The sequence below is a fragment of the Alcaligenes sp. 13f genome (assembly GCF_020496585.1).
Taxonomy (GTDB): domain Bacteria; phylum Pseudomonadota; class Gammaproteobacteria; order Burkholderiales; family Burkholderiaceae_B; genus Alcaligenes; species Alcaligenes phenolicus.
On the sequence record NZ_JAHKKC010000050.1, the window covers coordinates 1 to 5617 of the forward strand.

Sequence of the window (5617 nt, forward strand, 5' to 3'; positions counted from 1 at the left end):
CGACAGGCAACTGTCACTGCTCTTTAACAATTAACAGCCGATAAGTGTGGGCGCTTGGAATGAGCGAGTCGAACCCTTCGGGGATCGCCACAAGTTTGTATCAAGTGCTCACAAACGAAAGATGAAGAATTACCTTGTGTAACTCTGAATTTTTCTTTGAGACACAATCGGTCTCGTCGCAAGACGGGACAACCACAGAGATTAAACTGAAGAGTTTGATCCTGGCTCAGATTGAACGCTAGCGGGATGCTTTACACATGCAAGTCGAACGGCAGCGCGAGAGAGCTTGCTCTCTTGGCGGCGAGTGGCGGACGGGTGAGTAATATATCGGAACGTGCCCAGTAGCGGGGGATAACTACTCGAAAGAGTGGCTAATACCGCATACGCCCTACGGGGGAAAGGGGGGGATCGCAAGACCTCTCACTATTGGAGCGGCCGATATCGGATTAGCTAGTTGGTGGGGTAAAGGCTCACCAAGGCAACGATCCGTAGCTGGTTTGAGAGGACGACCAGCCACACTGGGACTGAGACACGGCCCAGACTCCTACGGGAGGCAGCAGTGGGGAATTTTGGACAATGGGGGAAACCCTGATCCAGCCATCCCGCGTGTATGATGAAGGCCTTCGGGTTGTAAAGTACTTTTGGCAGAGAAGAAAAGGTATCCCCTAATACGGGATACTGCTGACGGTATCTGCAGAATAAGCACCGGCTAACTACGTGCCAGCAGCCGCGGTAATACGTAGGGTGCAAGCGTTAATCGGAATTACTGGGCGTAAAGCGTGTGTAGGCGGTTCGGAAAGAAAGATGTGAAATCCCAGGGCTCAACCTTGGAACTGCATTTTTAACTGCCGAGCTAGAGTATGTCAGAGGGGGGTAGAATTCCACGTGTAGCAGTGAAATGCGTAGATATGTGGAGGAATACCGATGGCGAAGGCAGCCCCCTGGGATAATACTGACGCTCAGACACGAAAGCGTGGGGAGCAAACAGGATTAGATACCCTGGTAGTCCACGCCCTAAACGATGTCAACTAGCTGTTGGGGCCGTTAGGCCTTAGTAGCGCAGCTAACGCGTGAAGTTGACCGCCTGGGGAGTACGGTCGCAAGATTAAAACTCAAAGGAATTGACGGGGACCCGCACAAGCGGTGGATGATGTGGATTAATTCGATGCAACGCGAAAAACCTTACCTACCCTTGACATGTCTGGAAAGCCGAAGAGATTTGGCCGTGCTCGCAAGAGAACCGGAACACAGGTGCTGCATGGCTGTCGTCAGCTCGTGTCGTGAGATGTTGGGTTAAGTCCCGCAACGAGCGCAACCCTTGTCATTAGTTGCTACGCAAGAGCACTCTAATGAGACTGCCGGTGACAAACCGGAGGAAGGTGGGGATGACGTCAAGTCCTCATGGCCCTTATGGGTAGGGCTTCACACGTCATACAATGGTCGGGACAGAGGGTCGCCAACCCGCGAGGGGGAGCCAATCTCAGAAACCCGATCGTAGTCCGGATCGCAGTCTGCAACTCGACTGCGTGAAGTCGGAATCGCTAGTAATCGCGGATCAGAATGTCGCGGTGAATACGTTCCCGGGTCTTGTACACACCGCCCGTCACACCATGGGAGTGGGTTTCACCAGAAGTAGGTAGCCTAACCGTAAGGAGGGCGCTTACCACGGTGGGATTCATGACTGGGGTGAAGTCGTAACAAGGTAGCCGTATCGGAAGGTGCGGCTGGATCACCTCCTTTTAGAGCGAATGGCTCGCAAAGCGAAAGCGTCCACACTTATTGGCTGTTAGTTAATGTCATGACCATTGAAGGTATCGCCCACTGGTGATAGATGGGTCAGTAGCTCAGTCGGTTAGAGCACCGTCTTGATAAGGCGGGGGTCGTTGGTTCGATTCCAACTTGACCCACCAACGATTACCTCGGGGGATTAGCTCAGCTGGGAGAGCACCTGCTTTGCAAGCAGGGGGTCGTCGGTTCGATCCCGTCATCCTCCACCACCGCTTTTGTGGTTGGTTGTCGATACAGCAAGGTTCATGACAGAGTATAGGGCACAGGACAGCAGCGGTTGACCTGGCGCTAGATTCAACGAAGAGTGTTCTTTTTTAAGAATACTGCTCGTTGGGTTATGCAACCCACGAATTGCTCTTTAACAATTAGGAAGAAGCACAACGAAGGTGTGTTGTCTAATAAACGCAAAGCGAATTTCGCCTTGTGATGACAATACACGGGTTGTGATTGCAACAGAACAAATTATGTTCAACGAAAGTTCTCAAAAATATAGACGTTGTTCAGTCTTCGGATTGGATAACAGCTAAGGATTGATGAACGGCAACAACGTATACTCATATTCCTATAACAGCATCAAGCGTTATAGGATCAAGCGAATAAGTGCATATGATGGATGCCTTGGCGATCACAGGCGATGAAGGACGCGGTAGCCTGCGAAAAGCTACGGGGAGCTGGCAAACAAGCTTTGATCCGTAGATGTCCGAATGGGGAAACCCACCGTAGTAATACGGTATCCCATGCTGAATACATAGGCATGTGGAGGCGAACCGAGTGAACTGAACCATCTCAGTAACTCGAGGAAAAGAAATCAACCGAGATTCCGGAAGTAGTGGCGAGCGAAACCGGACCAGCCTGGATGTTTTAGCGTAGTGAATAGTCGAATGGAATGGAAAGTCCAGCCGTAGCAGGTGATAGCCCTGTAGGCGAAATTCAGTACGTGGAACTAAGCATCGAACAAGTAGGGCGGGACACGTGAAATCCTGTCTGAATATGGGGGGACCATCCTCCAAGGCTAAATACTCGTGATCGACCGATAGTGAACCAGTACCGTGAGGGAAAGGCGAAAAGAACCCCGGAAGGGGAGTGAAATAGATCCTGAAATCGTATGCATACAAACAGTAGGAGCACCTTCGTGGTGTGACTGCGTACCTTTTGTATAATGGGTCAGCGACTTACATTCAGTGGCAAGCTTAACCGAATAGGGGAGGCGTAGCGAAAGCGAGTCCGAATAGGGCGATTCAGTCGCTGGGTGTAGACCCGAAACCAGGCGATCTATCCATGGCCAGGTTGAAGGCACGGTAACACGTGCTGGAGGACCGAACCCACTAATGTTGAAAAATTAGGGGATGAGCTGTGGATCGGAGTGAAAGGCTAAACAAGCCTGGAGATAGCTGGTTCTCTCCGAAAACTATTTAGGTAGTGCCTCGTATATTACTGCCGGGGGTAGAGCACTGTTATGGCTAGGGGGTCACAGCGACTTACCAACCCATGGCAAACTCCGAATACCGGCAAGTACAGTACGGGAGACAGAGCACCGGGTGCTAACGTCCGGACTCAAGAGGGAAACAACCCAGACCGCCAGCTAAGGTCCCTAACTATGGCTAAGTGGGAAACGAAGTGGGAAGGCATAGACAGTCAGGAGGTTGGCTTAGAAGCAGCCATCCTTTAAAGAAAGCGTAATAGCTCACTGATCGAGTCGTCCTGCGCGGAAGATGTAACGGGGCTAAGCCATAGACCGAAGCTGCGGATGTGTACTTTTAGTACACATGGTAGGAGAGCGTTCCGTAAGCCTGTGAAGGTGTTCCGTGAGGAATGCTGGAGGTATCGGAAGTGAGAATGCTGACATGAGTAGCGATAAAGGGGGTGAAAAGCCCCCTCGCCGTAAGTCCAAGGTTTCCTGCGCAACGTTCATCGGCGCAGGGTGAGTCGGCCCCTAAGGCGAGGCAGAGATGCGTAGCTGATGGGAAGCGGGTTAATATTCCCGCACCGTCGTAGAGTGCGATGGGGGGACGGATTGCAGAATGTTATCGGGGTGTTGGATGTCCCCGTTGGCGCATCATAGAAGGCACTTAGGCAAATCCGGGTGCGTAATTCAAGGGTGTGACTGGATAGAGCTTCGGCTCTAAACTAACTGGAAGCAGTTCCAAGAAAAGCCTCTAAGCTTCAGCTCTACGAGACCGTACCGCAAACCGACACAGGTGGACGGGATGAATATTCCAAGGCGCTTGAGAGAACTCAGGAGAAGGAACTCGGCAAATTAATACCGTAACTTCGGGAGAAGGTATGCCTCATTAGTGTGATGTGCCTGCGCACAAAGCATGAAGAGGCCGCAGTGAATCGGTGGCTGCGACTGTTTACTAAAAACACAGCACTCTGCAAACACGAAAGTGGACGTATAGGGTGTGACGCCTGCCCGGTGCCGGAAGGTTAAGTGATGGGGTGCAAGCTCTTGATCGAAGCCCCGGTAAACGGCGGCCGTAACTATAACGGTCCTAAGGTAGCGAAATTCCTTGTCGGGTAAGTTCCGACCTGCACGAATGGCGTAACGATGGCCACACTGTCTCCTCCTGAGACTCAGCGAAGTTGACATGGTTGTGATGATGCAATCTCCCCGCGGCTAGACGGAAAGACCCCATGAACCTTTACTGTAGCTTTGCATTGGATTGTGAACCGGCCTGTGTAGGATAGGTGGGAGACGTTGAAGCGTGGTCGCCAGATCGCGTGGAGTCATCCTTGAAATACCACCCTGGTCTGTTTGCGGTTCTAACCTAGGTCCCTAATCGGGATCGGGGACCGTGCATGGTGGGCAGTTTGACTGGGGCGGTCTCCTCCTAAAGTGTAACGGAGGAGTTCGAAGGTACGCTAGAGACGGTCGGAAATCGTCTTGATAGTGCAATGGCATAAGCGTGCTTGACTGTGAGACTGACAAGTCGAACAGGTACGAAAGTAGGACATAGTGATCCGGTGGTTCTGTATGGAAGGGCCATCGCTCAACGGATAAAAGGTACTCTGGGGATAACAGGCTGATACCGCCCAAGAGTTCATATCGACGGCGGTGTTTGGCACCTCGATGTCGGCTCATCTCATCCTGGGGCTGTAGCCGGTCCCAAGGGTATGGCTGTTCGCCATTTAAAGAGGTACGTGAGCTGGGTTTAAAACGTCGTGAGACAGTTTGGTCCCTATCTGCCGTGGGCGTTGGATACTTGACGGAGCCTGCTCCTAGTACGAGAGGACCGGAGTGGACGTACCACTGGTGTATCGGTTGTCATGCCAATGGCATTGCCGAGTAGCTACGTACGGAAGAGATAACCGCTGAAGGCATCTAAGCGGGAAACTCGTCTGAAGATTAGGTATCCCGGGGGCTTGACCCCCCTGTAGGGTCGTCCGAGACCAGGACGTTGATAGGCTGGGTGTGGAAGTGCAGTAATGCATGTAGCTAACCAGTACTAATTGCCCGTGTGGCTTGATCCTATAACCCTTGAGGTTGTAGTGAGTTAAGTTGTTGACCACAGAACGTAATATTGAAGTGCAGCGCAACCCGCGCTCGACACCTTCGTAACCGCTGCTAGTTGATCCGTACTGATCGCTAGCGGTGTGCTTCTTCCAATTGGCTGGGGCGTCCCTTAGAAAGACGACTCGGCAACCAGTTACGCTTGACGACCATAGCAAGGTGGTCCCACACCTTCCCATCCCGAACAGGACTGTGAAACGCCTTTGCGCCGATGATAGTGGACGGACGTCTGTGAAAGTAGGTCATCGTCAAGCTCTTATTCCTCAAAACCCCCGCAAGCATCCCTTGCGGGGGTTTTGTTTTAGGCGGCGACAAAAG

Annotated in this window: 2 tRNA genes and 3 rRNA genes; all 5 read left to right on the plus strand. The window is 52.1% G+C overall.

Annotated features, from left to right (window positions below):
- The first annotated feature begins 203 nt into the window (after window positions 1-203).
- The 5 genes from KOE80_RS19985 (at window position 204) to rrf (ending at window position 5553) form a co-directional block, all read left to right on the plus strand.
- Window positions 204-1740, plus strand: a 16S ribosomal RNA gene (locus tag KOE80_RS19985).
- A 93-nt stretch (window positions 1741-1833) separates the two neighbouring features.
- Window positions 1834-1910 (plus strand) — tRNA-Ile (locus KOE80_RS19990).
- Between the two features lie 11 nt (window positions 1911-1921).
- A tRNA-Ala gene (locus tag KOE80_RS19995) sits at window positions 1922-1997 on the plus strand.
- A 377-nt stretch (window positions 1998-2374) separates the two neighbouring features.
- Window positions 2375-5259, plus strand: a 23S ribosomal RNA gene (locus KOE80_RS20000).
- A 181-nt stretch (window positions 5260-5440) separates the two neighbouring features.
- Window positions 5441-5553 (plus strand): 5S ribosomal RNA (rrf, locus tag KOE80_RS20005).
- The 16S, 23S and 5S rRNA genes sit together here with 2 tRNA genes alongside, the layout of an rRNA operon.
- Window positions 5554-5617 lie beyond the last annotated feature (64 nt).